Source organism: Sphingomonas phyllosphaerae, assembly GCF_029623345.1.
Lineage (GTDB): Bacteria > Pseudomonadota > Alphaproteobacteria > Sphingomonadales > Sphingomonadaceae > Sphingomonas > Sphingomonas phyllosphaerae_C.
The window spans coordinates 41,191-64,934 of record NZ_JAPYKH010000022.1 but is presented as its reverse complement, the minus strand read 5'-3'; the positions used below and the strand labels follow the sequence as shown (position 1 = coordinate 64,934).

At 70.4% G+C, this 23,744-nt stretch carries 21 protein-coding genes; 4 read left to right on the top strand and 17 right to left on the bottom strand.

Annotated features, from left to right (window positions below; all coding sequences use genetic code 11):
* Positions 1-20: 20 nt before the first annotated feature.
* Both QBJ89_RS17180 and miaA read right to left on the bottom strand, forming a co-directional pair.
* Positions 21-1,769 (bottom strand): acetolactate synthase 3 large subunit, encoded by a 1,749-nt coding sequence (locus QBJ89_RS17180; protein ID WP_277981697.1) that lies wholly within the window; start codon positions 1,767-1,769, stop codon positions 21-23.
* 53 nt (positions 1,770-1,822) lie between these two features.
* A complete protein-coding gene (gene miaA / locus QBJ89_RS17175) occupies positions 1,823-2,749 on the bottom strand; it encodes a tRNA (adenosine(37)-N6)-dimethylallyltransferase MiaA (RefSeq protein WP_277981696.1) in 927 nt (308 codons plus the stop codon).
* On the opposite strand from miaA, the gene serB reads away from it, so the two are divergent.
* On the top strand, positions 2,748-3,626 hold the full coding sequence (gene serB, locus QBJ89_RS17170) for a phosphoserine phosphatase SerB (protein WP_277981695.1): 879 nt from the start codon (positions 2,748-2,750) through the stop codon (positions 3,624-3,626). The two genes, miaA and serB, sit on opposite strands and share 2 nt — an antisense overlap.
* Before the next feature lie 156 nt (positions 3,627-3,782).
* On the opposite strand, the gene QBJ89_RS17165 is transcribed toward serB, so the two are convergent.
* Genes QBJ89_RS17165 through QBJ89_RS17140 form a run of 6 tightly spaced genes read right to left on the bottom strand, consistent with a single transcriptional unit; the run spans position 3,783 to position 10,302 of the window.
* On the bottom strand, positions 3,783-4,856 hold the full coding sequence (locus QBJ89_RS17165) for a CgeB family protein (protein ID WP_277981694.1): 1,074 nt from the start codon (positions 4,854-4,856) through the stop codon (positions 3,783-3,785).
* Entirely contained in the window at positions 4,853-5,941 is a 1,089-nt protein-coding gene (locus QBJ89_RS17160; protein ID WP_277981693.1) for a CgeB family protein, read from the bottom strand. Before QBJ89_RS17160 ends, QBJ89_RS17165 begins: the two co-directional genes overlap by 4 nt.
* Positions 5,938-7,053 (bottom strand): CgeB family protein, encoded by a 1,116-nt coding sequence (locus QBJ89_RS17155; RefSeq protein WP_277981692.1) that lies wholly within the window; start codon positions 7,051-7,053, stop codon positions 5,938-5,940. The genes QBJ89_RS17160 and QBJ89_RS17155 overlap by 4 nt, the downstream gene beginning before the upstream one ends.
* Positions 7,050-8,117 (bottom strand): glycosyltransferase family 4 protein, encoded by a 1,068-nt coding sequence (locus QBJ89_RS17150; protein WP_277981691.1) that lies wholly within the window; start codon positions 8,115-8,117, stop codon positions 7,050-7,052. The genes QBJ89_RS17155 and QBJ89_RS17150 overlap by 4 nt, the downstream gene beginning before the upstream one ends.
* A gap of 14 nt (positions 8,118-8,131) precedes the next feature.
* A complete protein-coding gene (locus tag QBJ89_RS17145) occupies positions 8,132-9,193 on the bottom strand; it encodes an SDR family NAD(P)-dependent oxidoreductase (protein ID WP_277981690.1) in 1,062 nt (353 codons plus the stop codon).
* Complete coding sequence (locus QBJ89_RS17140; RefSeq protein WP_277981689.1) at positions 9,190-10,302, bottom strand: NAD-dependent epimerase/dehydratase family protein; 1,113 nt, start codon at positions 10,300-10,302, stop codon at positions 9,190-9,192. Before QBJ89_RS17140 ends, QBJ89_RS17145 begins: the two co-directional genes overlap by 4 nt.
* A 184-nt stretch (positions 10,303-10,486) precedes the next feature.
* Between QBJ89_RS17140 and QBJ89_RS17135 the strand changes: the two genes are divergently transcribed.
* The gene (locus QBJ89_RS17135; protein ID WP_277981688.1) at positions 10,487-11,089 is read left to right on the top strand and encodes a histidine phosphatase family protein; all 603 of its coding nucleotides are present in this window, start codon (positions 10,487-10,489) and stop codon (positions 11,087-11,089) included.
* An 86-nt stretch (positions 11,090-11,175) separates the two neighbouring features.
* Here QBJ89_RS17135 and QBJ89_RS17130 read toward each other — a convergent pair whose 3' ends face one another.
* The 9 genes from QBJ89_RS17130 to QBJ89_RS17090 form a co-directional block, all read right to left on the bottom strand.
* Complete coding sequence (locus QBJ89_RS17130; protein ID WP_277981687.1) at positions 11,176-13,368, bottom strand: TonB-dependent receptor; 2,193 nt, start codon at positions 13,366-13,368, stop codon at positions 11,176-11,178.
* A gap of 37 nt (positions 13,369-13,405) precedes the next feature.
* Positions 13,406-13,648: a hypothetical protein gene (locus QBJ89_RS17125; RefSeq protein ID WP_277981698.1), complete on the bottom strand. Its 243-nt coding sequence runs from the start codon at positions 13,646-13,648 to the stop codon at positions 13,406-13,408.
* A gap of 246 nt (positions 13,649-13,894) precedes the next feature.
* Complete coding sequence (locus tag QBJ89_RS17120) at positions 13,895-15,148, bottom strand: N-succinylarginine dihydrolase (protein WP_277981686.1); 1,254 nt, start codon at positions 15,146-15,148, stop codon at positions 13,895-13,897.
* Positions 15,145-16,164, bottom strand: coding sequence for an arginine N-succinyltransferase (locus QBJ89_RS17115; protein WP_277981685.1), 1,020 nt, complete (start codon positions 16,162-16,164; stop codon positions 15,145-15,147). The genes QBJ89_RS17120 and QBJ89_RS17115 overlap by 4 nt, the downstream gene beginning before the upstream one ends.
* Complete coding sequence (locus QBJ89_RS17110) at positions 16,161-17,363, bottom strand: hydrolase (RefSeq protein WP_277981684.1); 1,203 nt, start codon at positions 17,361-17,363, stop codon at positions 16,161-16,163. Before QBJ89_RS17110 ends, QBJ89_RS17115 begins: the two co-directional genes overlap by 4 nt.
* 44 nt (positions 17,364-17,407) lie before the next feature.
* On the bottom strand, positions 17,408-17,896 hold the full coding sequence (locus QBJ89_RS17105) for an RNA pyrophosphohydrolase (protein WP_277981683.1): 489 nt from the start codon (positions 17,894-17,896) through the stop codon (positions 17,408-17,410).
* A 58-nt stretch (positions 17,897-17,954) separates the two neighbouring features.
* Positions 17,955-18,896: a DUF808 domain-containing protein gene (locus QBJ89_RS17100; protein ID WP_277981682.1), complete on the bottom strand. Its 942-nt coding sequence runs from the start codon at positions 18,894-18,896 to the stop codon at positions 17,955-17,957.
* Between the two features lie 67 nt (positions 18,897-18,963).
* On the bottom strand, positions 18,964-20,373 hold the full coding sequence (gene astD, locus QBJ89_RS17095; protein ID WP_277981681.1) for a succinylglutamate-semialdehyde dehydrogenase: 1,410 nt from the start codon (positions 20,371-20,373) through the stop codon (positions 18,964-18,966).
* Between the two features lie 302 nt (positions 20,374-20,675).
* Positions 20,676-22,034, bottom strand: coding sequence for a protein adenylyltransferase SelO family protein (locus QBJ89_RS17090; protein ID WP_277981680.1), 1,359 nt, complete (start codon positions 22,032-22,034; stop codon positions 20,676-20,678).
* 37 nt (positions 22,035-22,071) lie between these two features.
* Here QBJ89_RS17090 and QBJ89_RS17085 point away from each other — a divergent pair, with 37 nt between their 5' ends.
* Together QBJ89_RS17085 and QBJ89_RS17080 are read left to right on the top strand one after the other, a co-directional pair.
* Positions 22,072-22,947, top strand: a complete 876-nt coding sequence (locus QBJ89_RS17085) for an alpha/beta fold hydrolase (RefSeq protein ID WP_277981679.1) — start codon at positions 22,072-22,074, stop codon at positions 22,945-22,947.
* 40 nt (positions 22,948-22,987) lie between these two features.
* Positions 22,988-23,743: an SDR family oxidoreductase gene (locus QBJ89_RS17080; protein WP_277981678.1), complete on the top strand. Its 756-nt coding sequence runs from the start codon at positions 22,988-22,990 to the stop codon at positions 23,741-23,743.
* The last annotated feature ends 1 nt before the right edge of the window (position 23,744 follow it).

Below are 23,744 nucleotides of genomic sequence, written 5' to 3'. Positions count from 1 at the left end.
GCCGGGAAGGAGCTAAGGGTTCACACCAGCGCCTTGGCCTCGTCGTCCATCGTCCCCGAGACCTCGTTGGCCTGGAGGATCATGTCGGTGTGCGCTGCGCCCGACGGGATCATCGGGAAGCAGTTGGCCAGCTTGGCCACCATGCAGTCGACCATCACCGGCCCGTCGTACGCGAGCATGTCGGCGATGCCCTGCTCGAGCTGGTCGGGATGCTCGATGCGAATGCCCTTCCAGCCATAGGCCTCGGCCAGCTTGACGAAGTCGGGCAGCGAGTCGGAATAGCTTTCCGAGTAGCGGCTCTCATAGGTCAGCTCCTGCCACTGGCGCACCATCCCCATATATTCGTTGTTGAGGATGAAGACCTTGACCGGCAGTCGGTATTGCGAGGCGGTGGCGAGCTCCTGAATGTTCATCTGGATCGACGCTTCGCCGGCGATGTCGATCACCAACGCCTCGGGGTTGCCGAGCTGCGCGCCGATCGCGGCAGGCAGGCCGTAGCCCATCGTGCCGAGCCCGCCCGAGGTGAGCCACTTATTGGGCGCCTCGAAGCCGAAATGCTGCGCCGCCCACATCTGGTGCTGGCCAACCTCGGTGGTGATGATCGGAGCGCGTTCGTGCGTCGCTTCCCACAGCGCGCGGACGGCGCGCTGCGGCATGATTTCGGTGCGGCTCTCCGGAAAGCTGAGCGACTTCTTGGCGCGCCACTCCTCGAGCCGCTGCCACCAGTCGGTGAGGTCGGGGCGCGGGTGCTCGCGCTCGCGCCACACGCGCACCATGTCGGCGAGCGCGTGACCGGCGTCGGCGACAATGGCGAGGTCGATGCGCACCGTCTTGTTGATGCTCGACCGGTCGATGTCGATATGGACCTTGCGGCTGTTGGGCGAGAAGGCATCGAGCCGGCCGGTGACGCGATCGTCGAAGCGCGCGCCGACGTTCACCACCAGGTCGGCCTGGTTCATCGCCATATTGGCCTCGTACGTGCCGTGCATGCCGAGCATGCCGAGCCACTGCGGCCCGGTTGCGGGATAGGCGCCAAGCCCCATCAGCGTCGAGGTCACCGGTGCGCCGGCGAGATGCGCCAGCTCGACCAGCAGCTCGGACGCGCGCGGCCCGGCGTTGATGACACCGCCGCCGGTATAGAACACCGGGCGCTCGGCCGCGGCCAGCATGTCGACCACTTGCTCGATCAGCGCCGGATCGGCTTCAAGTGCGGGGCGGTAGGTCTTGTGCTGGATCGGGCCGGGCGCGTCGTACGCGGCGGTGGCGACCTGCACGTTCTTGGGGATATCGACCACCACCGGTCCGGGGCGGCCAGACGTGGCGATATGGAACGCCTCGTGGATCACCGGGCCGAGTCGCGCCGGATCCTTCACCAGGTAATTGTGCTTGGTGCAGTGGCGCGTGATGCCGACCGTGTCCGCTTCCTGGAAGGCGTCGCTGCCGATCAGGTTGGTCGGCACCTGGCCGGTGATCACCACCATCGGGATCGAGTCGAGCAGCGCGTCGGTGATGCCGGTCACCGCGTTGGTCGCGCCTGGGCCGGAGGTGACGAGCACGACGCCGGGCCTGCCGGTGGAACGCGCATAACCCTCGGCGGCGTGCGTCGCAGCCTGTTCGTGGCGAACCAGGATGTGCTTGATCCGCTGCGAGCGGAACAAAGCGTCGTAGATCGGCAGGACGGCGCCGCCCGGATAGCCGAACACGACCTCCACGCCGAGATCGCACAGCGCCTCGACGAGGATATCGGCTCCGCTTTTCTCGGTGGTCACGTCACATCTCCTCACTTGAAGTCGGGGCGCGCTACGGCATCGAAAGTTGCCGGTCAACTCGCTTTTGAGAAATAAAATTCCAAAGTGGCGTTCTCGCTGCGATGCCATTGCTCCGGCGGCTGGTGCCGGAACCAGGTATATTGACGCTTGGCGTAGCGCCTGGTTGCGAGTTGCGCGCGGGCGAGCGCTTCGTCGCGCGTGATTGCCCCGGCGAGGTAAGCCGCGATCTCGGGGACGCCAATCGCGCGCCTTACCGGCGCGTCGTTAGGCACGTCGCGGCGCGCGAGCAGCTCGGCGACCTCGTCGATCGCGCCCGCGGCGAACATCGTCTCCAGCCGTGCATCGCAGCGCGCGACCAACCGTTCGCGCTCGGGCAGCAGCACCAGCACGCTGAGATCAAGTGCCGCGCCGATACCGCCGGCCCGCTCGCGCTGCCAGTCGGCGAGCGGGCGGCCGGTCGAGCGCACCACCTCAAGCGCGCGCGCCACCCGCGCCGTGTCGCGCGGCGCCAGCCGAGCGGCGGCCGCGCCGTCCTCTCGCGCGAGCGCGGCGTGGGCCTCGGCGACGGGGAGCGAGCGTATCGCGGCGCGGACCGCCGCGTCGATTTCGGGCACCGGCGCGATGCCGTCGAGCAGCGTGCGCAGGTACAGGCCGGTACCACCAACGAGCACCGGTAGCCGCCGCTCCTCGTGCGCCGCCGCGATCGCCGCGCGCGCGTCTTCGGCCCAGCGCGCGGCCGAGCAGGCTTCCGCGCCGTCGACATAGCCGAACAGCCGGTGCGGCACGCGTGCCTCGTCCGCCTCGGACGGCCGGGCGGAGAGCAGCCGCAGATCGCGATAGACCTGGCTCGCGTCGGCGTTGATCACCACGCCGCCGGTCCGTTCGGCGAGCTCGATCGCGAGCGCGCTCTTGCCGCTCGCGGTCGGCCCTGCGATGAGCGCGACCCGCGGTTTCCGATAAGTCTCAGGGGAAGAACCCATGTTCACGGCGACGCTGATAGCAGCCGGGCGGCTGACGCCCAACACCGTCGCCGCTGCGCAGGAGCGGCTCGCCGCGGCGGGGTGCGCGCCGACGACTCTCCGCTGGATAGACGAGGGGGACGCCGCTGACCTTCACTTCGAGCTCGCCGCGGCCGAGGCACGTGCGGCTTTAGAACACACGTTCGAGGGCGTCGACGTGGTGGTCCAGCCGCGCGAGACCCGGCGCAAGATGCTGCTCGTGGCGGACATGGACTCGACCATGATCACGGTCGAGTGCATCGACGAGCTGGCCGATTATGCCGGACTCAAGCCGCAGATCGCCGCGATCACCGAGCGCGCGATGCGCGGCGAGCTCGACTTCGAGGCGGCGCTCGATGCGCGGGTCGGGCTGCTCAAGGGCTTGCGTGGCAGCGTTATTCAGGAATGCCTCGACGAACGCGTACGGCTGATGCCCGGCGCGACCGCGCTGGTGCGGACCATGCGTGGCTGGGGCGCGACAGCTGTCCTGGTGTCAGGCGGGTTCACGCGCTTCGCCGCGCCGGTGGCGAACGCGATCGGCTTCGACCGCGCGATCGCCAACGTGCTCGAGCTGGAAAACGGCGTGCTGACCGGCACGGTGGCGCGGCCGATCGTCGGCGCGGCGACCAAGCGGACGACCTTGCTCGAGACGCGCGCGGCGCTGGGGTTGGCGGACGCGGCGACGCTGGCCGTGGGCGACGGCGCCAACGATCTGGCGATGATCGAGGTGGCGGGCCTCGGTGTGGCGTATCGCGCCAAGCCGATCGTGGCTGCCGCCGCGGCGGCACGAGTGGAGCATGGCGACCTTACCGCGCTGCTCTGGGCACAGGGCGTGCCGCGGGCGGAGTGGGTGGAGTAGAAGGCTGTCCTCTCGGGCTTGCGCCGGGATCCATCGTGCCGCGCACGCCCGAGCCGTTGCTTCTGTGGGACTATGGATCCCAGCTCCCGGCCGGGACGACGGTCGGTTGTCAGTCTGCACGTGATCGTGCTCCTGCCTGCGCAGGAGCACGCCAGCTTACGCCGCGACCGACTCCCGCTTCGCCGCCATCGCCTCTTCCAGATGTGCCTCCAGCTCGGCGGCGCGGTGCTGCGCGGTATGCGCCGCCAGCACGCGCGCGCGCCCGGCCGCGCCGATCGCTGCGAGATCGTCGCGCGCCAGCATCGCCTCGACGTCCTCGGATGAGTCCGCGAGCACGATCTCGCGTCCCGGCGTCAGCAGCTCGTCGATTCCTTCCCAGCGGTCCGATACGATCGGCGTGCCGCAGGCGGTCGCCTCGAAGAGTCGGACCGAGGGCGACCAGCCCGCCGCGATCATGTCGGCGCGGGTGACGTTGAGCGTGCTGCGGCTCGCCGAATAGAAGTCGGGGTGTTCGGCGGGGGGCAGATGCTCGATCCGGTCGACGTTGGCGGGCCAGTCGATGTCGGCCGGGTATTGCGGCCCCGCGACGACGAAGCGCTTCTCGGGGTGGCGCCGCGCCGGCTCCAGCAGCAGCCGGTCGAGCGTCGGCTGGCGATCGGGGCTGTAGGTGCCGAGATAAGAGAGATCCCAGCGCGTCGCCGCACCAGTGGGGCGGTAGCGCTTGGCATTGACCGAGCAGTAGAGCGCGCGCGCCGCCGGGCTGCCGTAGCGGCGCTCGATCAGCCGCAGCGTCGGGCCGCCGGTGAATGAGCAATAGACGTCGTAGCCGGGGATCACCTCGGGCGAGACATAGTCACACTCGCCCCGCTCGAGCTTGGCGAGCGTCACCGGCGTGTCGATGTCGTAGAAGGTGGTGACGCCGCCGGCCCAGTCCTGCACCAGCCGCGCGACCGCAATACCGTCGGGCACGTAAGAGCCGACCAGTACCGCGTCCGCCTCGACGATCACCTCGCGCCACTCGGCGAGCGCCTCGAGCGAGTCGTACAGCTCGAGCCGGCAATAATCGGGCGCCGGCTCGTCGCGGTGCGACGCATACCAGGGCATGTCGCGCTCAAGGAAGAGGATCTGGTGGCCACGCGCGGCATAGGCCTGGAGCAGCGCGCGGAAGGTGGTGGCGTGACCGTTGCCCCAAGACGAGCTGAGCGACAGGCCGAGGACGACGAGCCTCATGCCGCCACCCGCTCGCGCGCGGCATGCGCTTGGAAGAGCGCATCGACCTGGGCGCCGCGCAGGTCATAGGTGTGCTCGGCCAGCACGCGCTCCAGCGCCGCGGCACCGATCGCACGCGCGCGCTCGGGGGTGAGCGCGGCGAGATGGTCGGCGACGTCCTGCCCGTCGCGCGCCACCAGCACCTCGCGGTTGGGCTCGAGGAACAGCTCGATCCCTTCCCACGCGTCGGTGATCAGGCACGCCGCCGCGCCCGCCGCCTCGAACACGCGGGTAGCGGGCGAAAAGCCGACATGCGCCATCGAGTCACGCGCGACGTTGAGCACCGCGCGCGGCGTGCAGTTGAAGGCGTTGTGCTCCGCGGTGAAGACGTGGCCGCGGTGGCGGACGTTGCCGGGCATGGCCTTGCTGTCCCAGCCGTTGCCGCCGATCAGGAAGCTCTGGTCGGGTAGCGCCGCGGCCGCGCGCAGGAAGAACTCCTCCACACGCGCCTCGCGGTCGGGCAGGCGATTGCCGAGGAAGGCGAGGTCGCAGGCGAAGCGCGCGTCGGGCGAAACCGGGTGGTGCGTCGAGGGATCGAGCGCGTTGTAGACCGGCACGCACTCGGCGGCACCGAAGCCGCGATAGGCGTCGACCACCGGCGCGCCCCCGCCATAGGTCAGCACCATGTCGATCGACGGCAACGCGGCGCGCACCGGATGATCCGCGGCGGCGCGCATCTCGTCGAGCGTCGCGGCGGCGTCGACGTCCCAGAAGATCTTTAGCGCGCCGGGCCGTGCCGCGGCGGTGACACCGTCCAGCAGCTCGCGGTCGAACACGCCGACGCCGTTGGCCTTGACGACGATATCCGCCTCCGCCGCCTCGGCGACCACCGCGCGCATCGCCTCGACCGTCGCGGGGTAGACGACCGACTTGGCATAGGGCGGCGGATCGATGTCGCGATGCTGCTGGCGCTCGAACGCGTCGGGTTCGTAGAAAGTAATGTCATAGCCGCGCTCGGCGAGCGCACGCAGGATGCCACGATAATAGGTCGCGGCGCCATTCCAGTAGGACGAGACGAGGCTGGAACCGTAGAAAGCGATCTTCACGCGACGGTGCTCCGGGCAGCGGAAAGGGAAGGGGCGTCGAGCCGAGCGAGGATGGCGAGCAGCTCGTCGACGCGGTGCGCGCAGGTGTGGCGGGCGAGGATGGTCTCCAGCCCCGATCGCGCCAGAGCGGCGCGCAACTCGGGATCGTCGCGCAGCGCCGCCAGCGTGCGAGTCATTTCCGCGCCATCGGCGGCGAACACGAAGTCCTCGCCGGGGCGGAAAAGCCCCTCCGCATCGTCCCAGGGTGCGGAAACGAGCGGGATGCCGCAGGCGAGCGCCTCGAACACGCGGATCGTCGGGATGCCGGGCAGGATCGTGGTGTAATAGCGCCGCGGCACGTGCACTGTCGCCAGCGCGCGCGCGAAGATCGCCGGCGCGGCGGCGTTGGGCGCCCAGCCATGGTAGCGCGCGCCGTAGCGCGCCAGCATCGCCTTGCCCTCGTCGGGGTAGCGCACGCCGTAGATGTCGAGCGGCAGACCGGCGTCGCGCGCCGGGGCGAGCAGGAATTGCTCGATCTCGGCGGTGCGCTCGCCGTCACCCCAGTTGCCGATCCACACCAGGCCGGACCGCTCGCCTTCCACCGGGAAGAAACGCCGCGTGTCGGCGGCCTCGTGCCAGGTCCAGACGCGCTCGCCCCAGCCCCAGCCGCGATACACGCGCGACAGCGCCTCACCGAACGCGAGCACTCCGTCATAGCCGGAGAGATCGTAGGCGCGCATCTCGTCGGGCGTGCTGACCGCGCGATGATGCGTGTCGTGGAACAGCAGCGTGAACGCCGCCCCGGCCTTACGAAGCGATCCAAGAGCGGCGACCAAGCCATGGTCATTCCACTCGTGGACGATCACGACGTCGGCGCCATCGACGAGCGCGGCGGGGTCGACCTCGGCCGCGTAGCGCCACGACGAGAGTTCCGGGTAGGCGGTGCGATAGGCGGCGAGCGCCTCCTCGCCATGGTCGCTTACCAGGTTGGCGCGGCTCCAGCTGTCGGCGGGCTCGTGGACGCGGACGTCGTGTCCGCGTGCGATCAGCTCGGAGAGCACGCCGCGCAGGAAATGCGCGTTGCCGTGGTTCCAGCAGGAATCGAGGCTGTGAGTGAAATAGACGATCCTCATGCCGCCACCTTGGCGCCGCCGTCGATCAGCCGATCATACAGCGTCGCCATCGCGCGGCGGTTGCGCTCTGGCGTGTAGGTCAGCGCACGGCGCCGAGCGAGGGTACCGCGCGACACCCGCAGTGAAACGTCGCCGGCCAGCTCCTCGATCGCCGCGGCGAAGCCCAGCGGGTCGTGCGCGGGTACGAAGGTGGCGACGCCCTGCCACAGTTCGCGGAAGGTGGGGATGTCGGAGAGCACTAGCGGGCAGCCCGCCAGCGCCGCCTCGAGCACCGCAAGTCCGAACGGCTCGTAGATCGCGGCGGAGGCGAACACCGGGCGCGCGGAAAGGCAGCCTGCGATCACCTCGTCGCCGACATGACCGAGCAGGTGGAGATGCTCGACGCGGGCGTGCTCGCCGTGCGGGCCGGTGATCGCGCCCGCGGCCTTGAACGGAATGCCGAGCCGCGCGGCGGCGCGGTCGAGCGTGGCGACGTTCTTGCCGCGGTCCCACAGCCGGCCGGCGGTAAAGGCGAAGTCGTGCATCGGCCCGCTCGCCGGCGGCAGCGAGCGCCCGTTATGGATTGCGAGCGGGATCGGTGTCTTGGGATAGAGCCGGAACACGGTCGCGGCGAGTGCAGTGCTCGGCGCGACAACGGCATCGGCGCGCGCCAACCCGCGCGCGACCAGCTCGGTCTGCCACCGCAGGCTCGACGGCAGCGGTCCGTCGCCCGCCGCCTCCCACCAGCTCGCGACGCAGCTGTGCACCACCGCGACCACCGGCGTGGCGAAGCTCGCCACGCCCAGTGCGGGCTGGTTGAGCTGGACGAGATCGGCGCCGCGCTCGCGCGCCAGCCGCGCCACCGCGTCGGCGGCGGCGGTCACCTCGCGCGCGTCGGCGGCGAGCCAGTCGAGTGGCAGGCCGGTGTCGAGCAGAGTGACTCCCGCCTGATCGGCCTCGACGCGCTGCGCACGCGAGGCGGCCGGTCCGAGCGTCGCCAAGTCCACCGCCCAGCCGTCGCGCACCAGTCCGCGCGCCAGCTCGACCGCATATTGCCAAACGCCGCCGACCGCGTCCGCGGTCATCAGCAACCGTCTCGTCACGCGGCGACCTCGATCCGCGCCGCGCTGGCGCGGTTCTCGTCCCCCTGCGCCTGAAGCCAGTCCGCTAGCGCCGCCACGCCGTCGCGCCAGTCGCGCCGAGCCGGCAGGTCGAGCGCCGCGATCGCGGCACGCGCGTCGGCCACGAAATAGCGCTGGTCGCCCGCGCGCCAGTCGGACAGGCGCAGGTCGACCGGCCGGCCGATCAGCCCGCCGATATGGTCGAGCAGCCGGCGCAGGCTGACCGCGTTGGCGGGCCCGCCGCCGAGGTTGAACGCGCGGCCCGCGACCTGATCGATCCGCTGCCACGCCGCGACATAGGCGTCCACCGCGTCGCGCACGTCGAGGATGTCGCGGACCTGATGGCCGTCGCCGTAGAGCGTGATCGGCTTGCCCGCGAGCGCGCGAATCAAAAAGTGCGCGACCCAGCCTTGATCCTCGGTGCCCATCTGGCGCTGGCCGTAAATGCAGCTCATTCGGAAGACGCAGGTCTTCAGCCCGAAGCTGCGTGCATAATCGAGCACATATTGGTCGGCAGCGCCCTTTGACACACCGTACGGCGTGTGAAAGTCGAGCGCGCGCGTCTCGCCGATGCCGTGCGCGCGCACCTCCGCGTCGGTCGGGACGTAAGCGCGATCCTCGAGCGCGAAGTCGAGGTCGGCAAGGTCGCCGTACACCTTGTTGGTCGAGGCGAAGATCAGCGGAACGTGCGGCGCGCGCGTACGCAGCGCCTCGAGCAGCTGGAAGGTGGCGGTGATGTTGGTCGAGAAATCGTCCGCCGGATCGTCGAGGCTGGTGGTCACCGCCACCTGCGCCGCGAAATGGAACACGGCACGCGACCGCGCCACCTCGTCGGCGAGGCGCGCGGCGTCGCGCACGTCGGCGCGAACGAAACGGACGCGCTGGCCGTGGCGCTGTTGCAGCCAGGCCAGGTTGCGCTCGACGCCCGCGCGCGCGAGCGCGTCGTAGACGGTGACGTCGTGACCGTCCCCGGCGAGCCGGTCGGCGAGGTTCGATCCGATGAAGCCGGCCCCGCCGGTGACGAGGATCGGCGCCGTCATGCCACCAGCCCGCGCTTCTCGAGCTCGGCGCGCATCGTCGCGACCTTGTCGACCGCGGTCTGCTGCGCGACCCACTCCGCCAGCTCGGCGAGGCCCTGGGTGAAGTCTTGCGTCGCGGCGAAGCCGAGCTTGTCCTGCGCCAGCGCGGTGTCGCAGAAGCAATGTCGGATGTCGCCAATGCGGGCCTTGCCGACGATCTCGGGGGTGAGGTCGTTCTTGCCCATCGCGCGCGCCAACTCGGTGGCGACCTCGGTGACCGAACGGTCGTGGCCTGAGCCGATGTTGAACGTGCCGCCGACTGCCTGCGGCAACACCAAAGCGTCGGCGAAGGCGCGCGCCACGTCGGAGACATGGACGAAGTCGCGGCGCTGCTCGCCATCCTCGAAGATCATCGGCTTCTGGCCATTGAGCAGGCGCGAGGCGAAGATCGCGAGCACGCCGGTATAAGGATTGGAGAGCGCCTGGCCGGGGCCGTAGACGTTGAACAACCGCAAGCAGACGCCTTCGATGCCGTAGGGTGCCGCCATGATGTGCGTGGTGCGTTCCTGCACGTACTTGTTGAGCGCGTAGATCGAGGCGAGGTTGGGCTGCTTCCACTCCGGGGTGGCGACGGGGGCGAGCGGCCGACCCTGCCCGTCGACCGGCTCCCAGTTGCTGAGGCCGTCGCGCAGCCCCTTGCGCTCGGCGTCCTGCACCAGCGCGCCGTCGGCGTCGCGGTACAGCCCCTCGCCGTAGATCGACATCGACGAGGCGGTGACGACGCGGCGCACCGGCTTGTCGATCAGCTTCTCGAACAGCACCGCGGTGCCGACGTCATTGGTCGAGGTGTAGCGCTCGACCTCGTACATCGACTGACCGACGCCCACCTCGGCGGCGAGGTGGATGACGCTGTCGACGCCGTCGAGCGCCTTGGTCACGACATCACCGTTGCGGACGTCGCCGCGGATCAGCTCGACTTCGTCGTTGAGGAGCGGGGGGCGTTCGACATCGCCGTGGACCTGCTCGATCAGGCTGTCGAGCACGCGCACCTTGTTGCCGCGCGCGAGCAGTTCGTCGGCGACGAAGCGACCGATGAACCCGGCGCCGCCGGTGATGAGAACCGTCTCCATTTCCACCCTCCCACTCGCTCGATCAATCAGGCCGCCCCGGACCGACTGATCGAGATCAACGACAAGCGGCCACGTTGCCGCTTGGTTACTGGGAGAGGAACATCTTCTACTTAGCTTGGTTCCGCAACTTATTGCGCAGCCGAAATTCTCTTCGGATCCGAGTGGGTCGTGCTAGACCTGCACGATGACACGGCTCCTGCTGCTTGCCCGCCACGGGACCCATGCCGAGGTCGGCCATGTGCTCAGCGGCCGATCTGAAATCGCGCTGAGCGAGCGCGGACATGATGAAGCTACCGCGCTCGCGCGTCACCTCGCTGGCGTTGACGTGAGCGCGATCTACGCTAGCCCGCGCCGACGCACGGTCGAGACCGCAGCGGCCGTGGCGCAACCGTGCGGTATCGACGTGGTCGATGCGCCGGCGCTTGACGAGATCGACTTCGGTGCCTTCGCCGGCCGTGACTTCGCCGCGCTGGAAGGTGATCCCGACTGGCGGCGGTGGAACGCGGAGCGCGGCAGCGCGCGCTGCCCCGGCGGCGAGACGATGGGGGAGGCGGTGGCGCGCGCAGTCGGCTTCCTTGCCTTGATCGGCGCGGGGACGACGCTGTGCGTCACCCATTGCGACATCATTCGTGGCGCGGTGGCCCACTGGCTCGGGCTGGGCTTCGAGCGTATGTTCCAGCTCGGCTGCGATCCGGGCTCGGTGACGACGCTGGCGCTCGACGAATGCGGCGGCGCGACGCTGGTCGCGCTCAACGAGCGGCCGTCAGCGTTCCACCCGCTGATCTGAACGCGCTCCGGCGTGGGCTCCTGCATTCGCAGGAGCCCACGCCGGCGGTTTGCGCGCGCTGCATCAGTCGACCGCGCGCGCCGGGCTCAGATGCCGACCTTCAGCGTCACGCGCACGTCGCGCCCGGCGAGCGGGGCGAAGTCCTTGAGGAAGCTTGAGTGGCGCCGCGCCAGCACGTCGAAGATGTTGTTCGCCGAGAGCAGGATGCTGGTGCGATCGCTGGTGCTGCCGAAGGGGTGGAACGACAGCGAGGCGTTGGTCATCGTATAGTCGTCCGTGCGGGTCTCGAACGCGGCGGTGCGGTTCTGCGGGAAGACATGCTCCACCTCGACCCGTCCGCCGAGCCGCTCGCCCTGCGCCTCGATGCCGCCGAGCACGCGCGCCGGCGGGATGCGCGGCACCGGCCCCTCGTCGACGATATTGGCGCGGACATAGTCGCCGAGCAGGTCGGCGTTGATCGTATAGCCCCCCACCTGCGCCAGCCGCAGCGATGCGTCCGCCTCGAAGCCGTAGTAGCGCGCGGCCTGCTGCTGATATTGAAAGCAGGGCAGATCGACCGCGTCCGATCGCGCCAGGCAGACCGACTGATCCACCTGATTCTCTGAGATATAGTTGCTGAACCAATTGTAATAGGCGGAGGCGTCGAGGCTAAACCCGTCGCCATGCGCGTGCAGCGTCGCTTCCAGTCCCCAGGACTTCTCGACCTTGAAGTCGGGGCTGCCGAGCTCATAGGCCTGGGTACCCGCGTGCGGGCCGTTGGCGAACAGCTCCTCCGCCGAGGGTGCGCGCTCGGTATGCGAGCCGTTGACGCCGATGCGCACGTCCGGCGCGACCTCGTAGGACGCGCCGAGCGAGCCGGACAAGGCATCGAACGAGCGCGTGCCGTTGAAGAAGCGCGTGTCTGCGCCAGGTGCGCGCGCGGCAAGGTCGGTGGTCTCGTAGCGCAGGCCGCCCTCGGCGCGGAGGCCGCCCAGCGTCACCTGTTGCAGCGTGAACAGCCCGACCTGGTTGGTTTCGTTGCGCGGCAGGAAGGCCTCGTCACCCACCACATTGAACTGGCGGTTGAAGAACTGCACGCCGCTGGCACCCTGCCAGCCGCCGCGATTGGCCTGCACCAGCTCGAGCCGGCCTTCGAGGCCGTTGTTGTAGAAGGCGGTGCCGACGCTGCCGTCCTCCTCCAGCTCGAAGTGGCGGTAGGTGGCGTGACCCACGCGGACGCGAATACGATCGAGGAAGCCGCCGCCGGTCTGCACCTCGCCGCGCAGGTCGACTCGGTTCTGGACGACGCTGAGCCGCGGCGCCTCCTGCCCTTGGCCGACCGCGGTGGCGTAGCGGATCGGCACGCCGTAGAGGCTGTCATAATGGCTGTACGACACGCCCAGGTTGCCCGTGTCGGTGATGATCGAGGCGCCGACCCCCGCGGTCCAGGTCTCCGCCGACGAGTTGGGAAGGCGGTCGCGCAGCGCGGCCGAGCCGGCGAAGTCGATCGGCTCGTCGCTGTCCTGCCGCAAACCAACCTGGCTTAGCGCGGCGGCGCGAGCCTGCGGCGACAGCAGATAGCCGCGCCCGGTGCGCAGGTCGTTGCTCTTCAGGTACGAACCGTCGACGTGAAGCACGAGTGGCCCGGCGACCTGCGCGTCCGCCGTGGCGCCGACCGAACGCTCGTCCGCGGCGCTGCCGTAGCTGCCGATCGCGTCGGCGCGATAGCCGTTCTCGGGAATGGCGCGCGGGATGCGGCGGTCGACCACGTTGACCACGCCGCCGATCGCGGACGAGCCGTACAACAGCGCCGACGGGCCGCGCAGCACCTCGACCCGCTCGGCGAGCAGAGGGTCGATCACCACCGCATGGTCGACCGAGGTGTTCGACACGTCAATCGAGCCGATGCCGTCGGTCAGCACGCGGATGCGGTCGCCCTGGAAACCGCGAAGGATCGGGCGCGAGGCGCTGGGGCCGAACGAGGTGGCGGAGACACCGGGGAGACGCGCCAGCGTCTCGCCGATCGTCGGGCGCAGCTCGCGGGTCAGCTCCCTGCCGCTCAGCACCGAGGTGCCTTGCAGCACGTCCGACTCGCTCTGGCGGATCGGCGCGGTGACGATCACGTCGTCGGAGCGGTGCGGATCGCGCTGGCGTGCGCCGCCAGTGGCGGTGGCGGCGGCGGTGGTGGTGGACTGGCGGGAGGCCGCCGGATCGGGCGCGGGCTGGTCCGAGGCCAGCTGTGCGGCGGCGGGAGAGGCGAGCGGCGCGAGAGCGACCGCGGCAAGGAGGATCTTCTTCATGAACGACTCCGACTGGAGCCGCCCCTCTAGCGCAATGTTACAACATATCAAGACCAGCGTTGCGGTCGTGCTCGTCGCGTTCCACCGCATCGAGTATCTTGCCGCCGGCGATGAAGACAACCCCGGTGCAGGCGGCGAACATCAGCCAGCCACCAATGCCGGGCAGATGGTGGACATAGTTGAAGCCCCGCTCCACCGCGCCGGTCGCGAGGGCGTAGATGACGAGAAAGGCCTCGAACTTGGTTTTGACCGCGAACAGCCGCTTTAACCGGTGCCACAGGCTGGCGCGAGGGGGCGCGCTCTGGGTCGAGGGGGGGCGGCGGCGGGTCACGCGTGGCTCATAACGGTGGAGTGTCAATCAAGCGGAAACACGGGGCGCCTGCCGCGCCGGCTTATTCTGACGATCGTGCCCCGGCGGAGGCCGGGCCGAGCTGGGAAGCCGGTAGTGAGAGGCACAGTCGGCGTCCAGCAGGGCCCCGGCCTCCGCCGCGGCACGGGAGAGTAGCGTGCCGCGTCACACACGAATTCACCCCAGCTCCTCGAGCGCCAGCACCTCCAGCAACGCGCGCCGCGCCGTCTCGATCTGCGCAATCAGCCGCGGGTCACCGATCGAGTCGGGCGCGATCGACTCGGGCCAGTGCTGCTCGATCACCGCCGCAATGGCATCGAGCCGGGCGGCGTCGACCAAGAAGCGCGGGTCGACCGTCGCGGGATCGCACACGACGCGGAGCCGCAGGCACGCCGGTCCACCGCCGTTCGCCATCGACTCGCGCACGTCGACCACCTCGACCCGTCGGATCGCGCCGTTGCCGGCGCGATGGCGCTGTATCCAGCCCCACACGCGCGCGTTGGCGCGCGCCTCTTCGGGTACGACCAGCGTCGTGGCGCCGTCGGGCGGGGTCACCAGTTGCGCGTTGAACAGATAGGAGCTTATCGCGTCCTCCAACGTCACTTCGGCGGCGGGGACCTCGACGATCTCCGCCTCGGGCAGCAGCGCGGCGAGCGCCCGCTGCACGCCGGCGCGATCGGCGAAAGCCTGTTCGTGCGCCAGCAGCACGCGCTCGCTCGCCACCGCGACGACGTCATTGTGGAAGGCGCCCGCCGCGATCGCCGCCTCGGCCTGCTCGACGAACAAGGTCCGCGCCGGGTCGAGCCGGTGCGCGCGCGCCACCGCGCGGCTCGCCTCGAGGTGCTGGCGCGCGGGGAAGGGGCCGCCCGTGGCGCCGTAAACGAACAGCTCGACGCCGGCGCTGCCATGACTGGCGCACAGCCGCATGTGATTGGCGGCCCCCTCGTCGCCGAAGGGAGCGGGGATGGGGGCGTGAACCGCGAAGGCGGGGTGCGCGAAGGCGAGCCGCAATTGCACCAGCGTCGCTGGCCACTCGTGGCTGCGATGCGGCATCGTCACCAGGTTCGCCACGGTAAGATGGCAGCGGCCGTCGCCGGTATCGGCCGCGGGCGAGACGGTCGCGGCATTGGCGGCCCACATCGCCGAGGCGGACAAGGCGCGCGCGCGCAGAAACGGCGCCGCCGCGGCATAATCGGTATGGAGCGCGGCGAGCCAGTCGTGATCGGGGCGAGGGTGCGGCAGCAGCACGCCCTGCACCAGCCCGAGCGCGAGATTGACGCGCATCTTCGCCACGCCCTGCAACGCCGCGGCGCGCGGGTGCGCCACCGCGCCGGCGTTGGCGGTGGCGGCGAGGTTGCCGGGGCTGAGTCCGGCGTAATTGTGGCTCGGCCCGACGATGCCGTCGAAGTTGATCTCGCGCAGCACCGTCATATCCGAGCGATCCAGCTCACCGTCGTGCCCGGCTCGATCGCGAGCGCGGCGGCACAGGCGCGGTCGAGCGCGACCCCGCCCCCGACTTCCCGGACCGCGCCATAGGCGCAGCGGAACGCGCCGAGCCGCCCGGTCGCGACCAGCGCTTCGATCCCACCACCAACCGCGTCGATCGTCACCAGCTCGGCGTCGCGCGCGCCGCGGACGGTGCGGATCTGGTCCGTGCGCGCGGTCATGGTCGGGCCGCCGTCGAAGATGTCGACGTAATTCTCGAAGGCGAACCCCTCGTGCTCGAGCATCCGCATCGCGGCGCGACCGGAGGGATGGGGCAGGCCGATCGCGGCACGCGCGCCCTCGGTCAGCATTGCGGTGTAGATCGGGTGTTTGGGCATCAGGTCGGCGATAAATTGGTGGCCGTTGATCGCGTTGAACTCGTCGGCCTGCTGGAAGCTCATGCCAAAGAAGCGCCCCGCCAGACCGTCCCAGAAGGGTGACCCGCCGGCTTCGTCGATCACGCCGCGCAGCTCGGCCAGCGTCCGCTCGGCGAAGCGCTGCCGGTGCGCGCGGATGAAGAGATAGCGGCTGCGCGCGAGCAGCAGCCCGAGCCCGCCGGCGCGCTCGCCGGGGTGGAGGAACAGGCCGCCGACCTCGCTCGCGCCCTCCAGGTCGGTGGTGAGTGTCAGCATCTCGGCGCGGAAGGTCCGCTCCAGCTCGCGGCTGTGCTGCGCCAGCGTGCCGATGCGATAGCTGTAGAAGGGATGCTTTTGCCCGACGTGCGTGATCAGCTGGCAGGTCCCGCGCACGTCGCCGGTGGCGGTGTTCTCCAGCATCAGCACGAACAGTTCGTCGCGCAGCGTCGCGTCGTCGCGCCCGAACGCCTCGCCGCAGCGCGCCAGCTTGGCGCCGAGCGCGGTGCGATCGGGCGGCAGGTTGGTAAAACCGCCGCCGGTCAGCTTGGCCATCTCGTACAGATGCAGCAGGTCGCCCTCGCGCGCGGCGCGGATCACGAAGGTCATGCCAGCGCTCCCTCGGCGATTCGCAGCATCGTCACCGCAGACAGGGCCGCGCGCTCGCTCAGGCTGTCGACGATCAAATATTCCTCCGCCGAGTGGATCGCGCCGCCACGCGCGCCCATCGTGTCGACCACGGGTACGCCGCAGGCGGCGATGTTGTTGCCGTCGCACACGCCGCCGGTGTCGCGCCAAGCGATCGCCTGGCCGAGGTCGGCGCCGCTCGCGCGCACCAGCTCGAACAGCCGCGCCGCGCCCGGGTCGATCGGCTTGGGCGGGCGATTGAACCCGCCGTGCACCTCGACGCTTACCTCGTGCACCGCCGCCACCTCGGCCGCAGCCCGCTCGACCAGCGCCTGCGCGCGCGCGATCTCGCCCGCGTCGGCGGGGCGGAAGTTGACGCGCAGCACGGCGAGATCGGGCACGACGTTGTTGGGGCCCCCGCCGTCGATCCGCGCCGGATTGACCGCGAGCCGCGGCGAGCGATCGGCGTGGAGCCGCAGCGCCAGCGCGCTCGCGGCTACCACCGCGTTGCGCCCGTCAGCCGGGTTGCGTCCGGCGTGCGCGGCGCGCCCGCGTACGACGAGGGAGAAATTGCCCGTGCCGCCGCGCGCGCCCGCCAGCGTGCCGTCGGGCAGCGCGGGCTCGTAGGTGAGCGCCGCGACCTTGCCGCGCGCCGCCTCGGCGAGCAGCGCCGCGGAGGAGAAGGACCCGGTCTCCTCGTCCGAGTTGATCACCACGTCATAGCCGAAGCCCGCCCCTTCGGCTTCGACCGCGAGCAGCGCCTCGAGCATCAGCGCGATGCCCCCTTTCATGTCGGCGACGCCCGGGCCATTGAGCACGCCGGCCTCGCGCCAGGTCAGCGCCTGGAACGGATGATCCACCGGATAGACGGTGTCGAGGTGACCGGTCAGCAGCAGCCGCACCGGCGCCTCGGGCCGCACCGTCACGCGCAGGTGCCGGCCGTGCGCCAGCGCGGCGACGCTGCCGTCGGCGCCGACGCTCTCCGCCGCGCCGGGCTCGACCAGCGTCACCTCGCCAGGCAATGCGGCGAAAGCGTCGGCGAGTGTCTCACCCATCGCGGCGCAGCCCGCCAAGTTGCGCGTGCCGCTGTTGATCGCGCACCAATGCTCGACCCGCGCCAGCATCCGCGCCGCGTCGAGCCGCTCGACCGCGCCGCTCTCCCTTCTCGTGAGTTCCCCCATGTCGGGCAGCCTAGCGGGGTCCGCGGCGCGAGGCCAGCCGGGCGTCAGCCCGGCAGATTGAGGTGCGGCGCGAAGGCGTGCAGCACGTCGCGGTACAGCTGCTGCTTAAAGGGTACGATCAGCGACGGCAGCTCGGCCGGCTCGGCCCAGCGCCAGGCGCGGAACTCGGGGTGCGGCGTGTCGATGCGGATGTCCGGGTCGGTGCCGTCGAAGCGGAACAAGAGCCAGCGCTGGCGCTGGCCGCGGTATCGCCCCTTCCACACCTTGCCGATCATCTCCGGTGGCAGGTCGTAGAAGAACTCCTCCGGCGCCTCGGCGATCAGCGTGACCTTGTCCGCGGTGACGCCGGTCTCCTCCCACAGCTCGCGGGTCGCGGCCGTCAGCGCGTCCTCGCCGGGATCGATCCCGCCTTGCGGCATCTGCCAGGCCTCGAGGACGTTATCGAGCCGCTGCCCGACGAAGACTTCGCCCTTGCGGTTGAGCAGCATCACGCCCGCGCAGGGGCGATAAGGAAGGTCGCTGGGATCGGTCATGCCGCTCGCCTTAGCGCGGCCGGGCGGAGCGGTGAAGCACCGGCAGCGCGGGCGCGGCTCAATGCGCCGCCGCGTCGCCGCGATGGAAGAGGTGGAGCAGCCCCGCGATCGCGCCGCCGACCGCCAGCCCTACCACGCCCGACAGCGTCGCGGTGAGCAGCCAGCCAAGCACCGCGCCGAACGCCGGCGCGCCGTGCTCGACCCGCTCGGCGAGATGATGGACCAGATGCTGCGGTGCGCGCCAACCCAGCGTCTCGGCGCCGTGGAGCAGGATGCCGCCGCCCACCCACAGCATCGCCGCGGTGCCGATCACCGCGAGCCAGCGCATCAGCACCGGCACGCCCTTGACCAGCCCGCGCCCGATCGCGCGCAACGGCGAGGACGAACTCTCGGCGAGGTGCAGCCCGACATCGTCGGCCTTCACGATCAGCGCCACCACGCCGTAGACCCCCGCGGTGATCGCCACCGCCACCACCGCCAGCGTGATCGCCTGGGTCAGCAGCGGGGTGTCGGAGACTTCGCCGAGCGCGATTGCCATGATCTCGGCGGAGAGGATGAAATCGGTGCGAATCGCGCCTGAGACCTTCTGGCGCTCCAGCTCGGCCGGGTCGGTCGCGGCGTCCGCGTCGTCGTCGTGGTGCTGGCCCGTAAGCGCCTCGATCACCTTCTCGGCGCCCTCGAAGCACAGATAGGCGCCGCCGAGCATCAGCAGCGGCGTGATCGCCCAGGGCGCCCAGGCGCTCAGCCCGATCGCGATCGGCAGCAGGAAGACGATCTTGTTGCGCAGCGATCCCAAAGCAATCTTGCCGATGATCGGCAGCTCGCGCTGCGGCGACAGGCCGGTGACGTAGCGCGGCGTCACCGCGGTATCGTCGACCACCACGCCCGCCGCCTTGGTCCCGGCCTTGGCCGCGGCGGCGCCGACATCGTCGAGCGAGGCGGCGGCGAGCCGGGTCAGGCCCGCCACGTCGTCGAGCAGCGCGACCAATCCGCTGGGCATCATCTATCTCCCTGTTCGCGCGTGCTGATGCCCGGCGCACCCGGGGCTGTCGAGAGGTGGCGGGCGCTCAGCCTTCGGCCAGGCCGATGCCGATCGAGGCGCGTGCCGCCTCGGCCTCGTTCGACACGACCGGGTAGGCACAGTAATCGGCGGCGTAATAGGCGCTCGGGCGATGGTTGCCAGACCAACCGACTCCCCCGAACGGTGCCGAGGAGGAGGCGCCGTTGGTCGGCTTGTTCCAGTTGACGATGCCCGCGCGCGCGCCCGCCCAGAAGCGGTCGAACAGCGCGGGCGTCTGGCTGATCAGCGAGGCGGACAGGCCGTAGCGCGTGGCATTGGCCTCGGCGATCGCGGCGTCGAAATCGTCCACGCGCACGACCTGGAGCAGCGGGCCGAACAGCTCCAAGTCGGGCCGCTCGGCGACGTCGGTGACGTCGATGATGCCGGGGGTAAGGAACGGCCGCTCGGGGTCGGGGCGCGCCATATGGCGGATCGGGCGGCCGCCTTTCATCATCAGCGCCAGGAAGCTCTCGCTCAGCCCGTCGGCGGTCTCATTGTCGATCACCGGACCCATGAAGGGCTGGGGCTCGTCGTGCGGCGCGCCGATGATCAGCCGGTTGGTCAGATTGGTCAGCTCGGCGAGCAGTCCGTCGGCCAGCGCGTCCTGCACGATCAGCCGCCGCGCCGCGGTGCAGCGCTGGCCCGCGGTGGTGAAGGCCGACTGCGCTACCAGCACCGCGGCGGTGTGGAGGTCGGGCGTGTCCCACACCAGGATCGGGTTGTTGCCGCCCATCTCGAGCGCAAGGATCTTCTCGGGCTTCTCGGCGAAGGCGCGGTTGAGCGCGATGCCGGTGCGCGCCGAGCCGGTGAACAGCAGCCCGTCGATGTCGGGGTGCGCCGCGAGCGCGCGCCCCTCGGCCGGTCCGCCGATGACGACGCGCATCGTCTCCGCCGGCACGCCGGCGGCGTGAAGGCACTCGACCAGGAACAACCCCGTCGCAGGGGTCTTCTCGGACGGCTTGAACACCACCGCATTGCCCGCAATCAGCGCGGGCACGATATGGCCGTTGGGCAGGTGGGCGGGGAAATTGTACGGCCCGAGCACCGCGAGCACGCCGTGCGGCTTGTGGCGCAGCGCCATGCGGCTGTTCATCGGTGCGTCCATGCGGCGCTGCGCGGTGCGCTCGGCATAGGCGGTGACCGAGATGTCGACCTTGGCGATGACGCTGTCGACCTCGGTGCGCGCCTCCCACAGTGGCTTGCCGGTCTCGCGCGCAATCACCTCCGTGAAGGCGTCGGCGCGCTGGCGCACCACGTTGGCGAAGCGACGGAGCGTCTCGATGCGGTAGGAAAGCGAGCGTGCCGCCCAGGGCACGAAGCCGTCGCGCGCCGCGGCGACCTCCTGATCGACGTCGCTCGTCGGGCCGCGCCAGAGCTCGGCGCCGGTGGCGGGCTCGTACGAGATCAGTTCTGCCATGGCGCCCTCTTCGCGCACTTTGCGTAACTTGCCAATCGGGCGCGGGGGGAGGGGCGTTCGCTCTGCCCTGGTAGCGTCATCCTGAGCTCGTTTCAGGATCCGCGGGGCGGCAGGAGCGGACGATCCGGTGTTCGCGGCCCGGTGGATCCTGGAATGAGTTCAGGGTGACGCCAGGGGATGAGGTGTCCCTTATCGTCAGCGCTCCTGCGCAAGCAGGAGCCCAGTGTCGTGGAGCGACGCGCTGATTGCTCTGGGCCCCTGCGTGCGCAGGGGCCCGGCGAGCGCGAGTCCGGTCCGCCGCCCTAATCCAGCGCCTCAGCCATCTGCCGGATCGCGGCGAGCTTGGCCTCGAAAACGCGCCAATCGTCGCAGTCGGCGATCGGTGCCCAGATCGCCTCGACCTCGTCGATCAGCATCGCGCACGGTTCGCTCTCCCAGTAAGCGTGATCGCGCGATTTGCGCGGCACGTGATCGGACAGCGCCGCGCGCACGGCGTCCCACTCGGCGCCGTAGCTTCCCGGCAGCTCCTGCGCGAACACGTCGAAGAAGAAGCGGTCGAGCCCGACCCCGCTCGCGCGCAGCGCGCGCTCGACCTTCTGCACCAGTGCGCGGTCGGTCGCCTCATCGCGCGGCGCGCGTCCCATCCGCCACAGCAGCGCCTCGGCCACGGCGGGCTGATACGCCTCCGCAAACCGGTCGAGCGCCGCCACCAGTGGATCGCTCTCCGCTATCAGCCGCAGCGAGGAGGCGAGCTGCATCACGTCCCACAGGATCGCCTCGGGTTGGCGACCGAAGGCGTACAGTCCCGCGTGATCGAAATAGGCCGCGGTGAAGGCCGGGTCCCAGGTCGGGGCGAACCGCCATGGGCCGTAGTCGAAACTCTCACCGGTGACGTTGATGTTGTCCGAGTTGAGCACGCCGTGGACGAACCCCGCCGCCATATAGCGCGCCGCCAGCACCGCCGTGCGCGCCACCACCAGCTCGAGCAGTCGAACCGGGTCGTCGCCGTCCTCACCGTACAGGCCGGCGAGGACGTAGCGTACCAGCCGCCGCATCGCGTCCTCGTCGCGATGGTAGGCGAGGCGCTGGAAGGTGCCGATGCGGATATGGCCGTGGCTCAGCCGCACCAGCACCGCCGCGCGCGTCGGCGAGGGTTCGTCGTTCCGCTCCAGCGCCTCGCCCGTTTCGATCAGCGAGAAGCTGCGCGAGGTCGGCACGCCGAGCGCCTCGAGCATCTCGCTCGCGAGCACCTCGCGGACCCCGCCCTTGAGCGTCAGCCGCCCGTCACCGGAGCGGCTCCACGGCGTCTGCCCCGATCCCTTCGTGCCGAGATCGAGCAGGCGCCCGGCGCGATCGCGCAGCTGCGCGAAGGTGAAGCCGCGACCGTCGCCGAGATCGGGGTTGTAGGCGCGGAACTGGTGCCCGTGGTAGCGCAGCGCCAGCGGCTGCTCCAGGTTGTCCGGCAGCGGCGCGAAGCGGCCGAAATGCGCGGCCCATGCCGCCCCGTCCAACCCGTCCAAGCCGACCTCGGCGGCGGCGCGATCGTTGCGGAAGCGCAGCCGCGTCTCCGGGAAGGCCGCGGCGCGGACGGGATCGTAGAAAGGTTCGCCGAGCGACGTAATCCGGCGCTCGGGGCGATATGCTTGCGGGTCGAAGGGCATGCGTGAATATGGGGGGCGCGGGAACGGGGAAGCAAGCATGGCGGGATTTCGCGACGTCTACTGGTGGTCCGCCGACGGACTGCGGCTGCACGCGCGCGACTACCCCGGCCCTGACGGCGACGCCGCGGCACCGCTGCTGTGCCTGCCTGGCCTGACCCGCAACGTTCGCGACTTCGAGCCGCTGGTCGCCGCGCTCGGCGGGCGGCGGCGCGTGCTCGCGGTCGAGTTCCGCGGCCGCGGCGAGAGCGGCTATGCCAAGGACCCGATGACCTATGTGCCGCTGACGTACGCGCAGGACGTGGTGGCGCTGCTTGCCGATCAGCGATTGGGTCGCGTCGTCGCGGTGGGTACGTCGCTCGGCGGGATCGTGACGATGCTGCTCGCCGGCATGCTGCCGGGGCAGATCGCCGGCGCGCTGCTCAACGACATCGGCCCGGCGATCGAGCGGGGCGGGCTGGCGCGGATCCGCGGCTATGTCGGGAAGCCCAGCGTCTATCCCACCTGGCTCCATGCCGCGCGCGGTCTGCAGGAGGCGAACGCCGACGTCTATCCGCGCTGGCGCATCGACCAGTGGCTGGCGATGGCCAAGCGACTCTACCGGCTCAACAGCGCGGGTCGGATCGTGCTCGACTATGACCTCAAGATCGCCGAGCCGTTTCGCCTCCCGGGCGGCGAGGCCGGACCCGACCTATGGCGCGCCTGGGCGGCGCTGGGTGACGCGCCGGTGGTGGTTGCGCGCGGGGAGCGCAGCGATATCCTGAGCGACGCCACCGCGCGGCGTATGGTCGAGACGCTGCCGCGCGCCGAGCTGGTGACGGTGCCCGGCGTGGGGCACGCGCCGCTGCTCGACGAGGCGACGCTGTTGCCCGCGCTCGACCGACTGCTCGCCGCGACCGCGGAACCCGCGCGCTAGCGGTTCGTCTCGGTCGGTCGGGGCGAGCGAGAGGATCAGCATGACCGAGATCAGTGACGCGCATACCGCGCAGACGTCGCTCAAGGGGCGGCGCGCGATCGTTACCGGCGGCACCACCGGGATCGGCCGCGCGGTTGCGGTGCTGCTGGCCGCCGAGGGCGCACATGTCTATGTCGTCGGCACCGATCAGGCGCATCTCGACGAGGCGCTGGCGCGGGTGCGCGAGGTCGGAACGGGCGACGGCGGGCTGTTCGAGCTGAGCCAGCCCGACCAGGTCGGCGCCGCAGTCGACGCCGCCAAGGCGGCGCTCGGCGGCTATGACGTGGTGGTCGCCAACGCCGCCGAGGCCGCGGGCGGGGTGACCGAGATGGACGAGGCCGCGCTGCTGCACGCGATCGCACTCAACTTCACGCACTATCTGTTGCTGACCCAGCGCGCCGCGCGCGACATGACGGAGGGCGACGTGGTGATGATCGGCTCGACCAGCGCCTATGTGCTCGGGCCGCACTCCACCGTTTACGCCGGGATCAAGAGCGGACTGCAGGGCTTCTCGATCGCGCTGCGGCGCGAGCTCGGACCAAAAGGGGTACGCGTCGCGCTGGTTGAACCGGGGCTCACCGGCTCGGACATGCAGCTGCCCGACATTCCGCCCGAGAAGCAGCGCGAGATGATCGGCGAGGAGAAGATGCTGCGCGCCGAGGACATCGCGGTGGGGGTGCATTACCTGCTCACCCAGCCGCGCCGCGCTGTGATCCAGCGGCTGACGATCAGCCCGCGCGTGCAGGATGGGGACTGAA